Origin of the sequence: Streptomyces sp. MBT53 (assembly GCF_016654115.1) — a bacterium.
Lineage (GTDB): Bacteria > Actinomycetota > Actinomycetes > Streptomycetales > Streptomycetaceae > Streptomyces.
Genome location: NZ_JAEQAZ010000466.1, coordinates 1 through 850 on the forward strand (window position 1 = coordinate 1; position 850 = coordinate 850).

Genomic DNA, 850 nt, shown 5'->3' on the forward strand with positions numbered 1-850 from the left:
AACGGCGGGCGTACGGCGGTCTCCGGGGGCCGGGTGGACGTCGGCGGGCGGGGGCTGCCGCGCTCGCTGCGGGGCGCGGTGCGCGCGGGTGTCGCCTTCGTGCCGAGCGACCGCAAACGGTACGGGCTGATGGTGGACCGCACGGTGTGGGAGAACACCACGGCGGTCAGCTGGCTGGCGCTCGGCCGGGGCGGGATAGCCCCCGCCCGCTCCGAACTCGTGCGCCGCACGGCCGAGTTGACCGAGCGGCTCCGGCTGCGCGGCGGGCCCTACGACCTGGTCGCCCGGCTGTCCGGCGGCAATCAGCAGAAGGTCGTCTTCGCCAAGTGGCTCGCGACCGAACCGAAGATCGTCGTCCTCGACGATCCGACCCGGGGTGTCGACGTCGGCGTACGCGCCGAAATGCACCGCATCGTCGGCGAGTTGGCGGCGGGCGGCGCGGCCGTCCTGATCGCCTCGACCGACCTCGCGGAGCTGACGGAGGTGTGTGACCGGGTGCTGGTGTTCGTGCGCGGGAAGGTCACCGAGGAGGTGCGCGGGGAGCAACTGACCGAACACGGGCTGGCGGTGGCGATGCAGCGGACGGAGGTGACGGCACCGGACTGACAGGGTCCGGAGGCGGCCGTGTCAGACCGACAGCCTCCCGAGGTGGCTCTGTCAGACCGACAGCGTCCGGACGTGGCTCTGTCAGACCGACAGGCTCCGCGTGATCGCCCGTGCCGCCGCGCACAGCCGGGCTCCGATGCGGTCCACGTCCAGGCGGCGGGTGCCGCCGGTGACGGAGATCGCGGCGATCGGGCGGGAGCCGCGGTCGGGGGCGTAGACCGGGGCCGCGACGGCCGAGATGCCG

Annotated in this window: 2 protein-coding genes; one reads left to right on the plus strand and one right to left on the minus strand. The window is 73.9% G+C overall.

What is annotated here, in order from left to right; genetic code table 11:
* A partial coding sequence (locus JHN45_RS52260) for an ATP-binding cassette domain-containing protein (protein ID WP_201056550.1) occupies nt 1-606 on the plus strand: 606 nt, incomplete at its 5' end.
* 81 nt (nt 607-687) lie between these two features.
* Here JHN45_RS52260 and JHN45_RS52265 read toward each other — a convergent pair.
* Nucleotides 688-846 (minus strand): hypothetical protein, encoded by a 159-nt coding sequence (locus JHN45_RS52265; RefSeq protein WP_307783466.1) that lies wholly within the window; start codon nt 844-846, stop codon nt 688-690.
* Nucleotides 847-850: the final 4 nt, after the last annotated feature.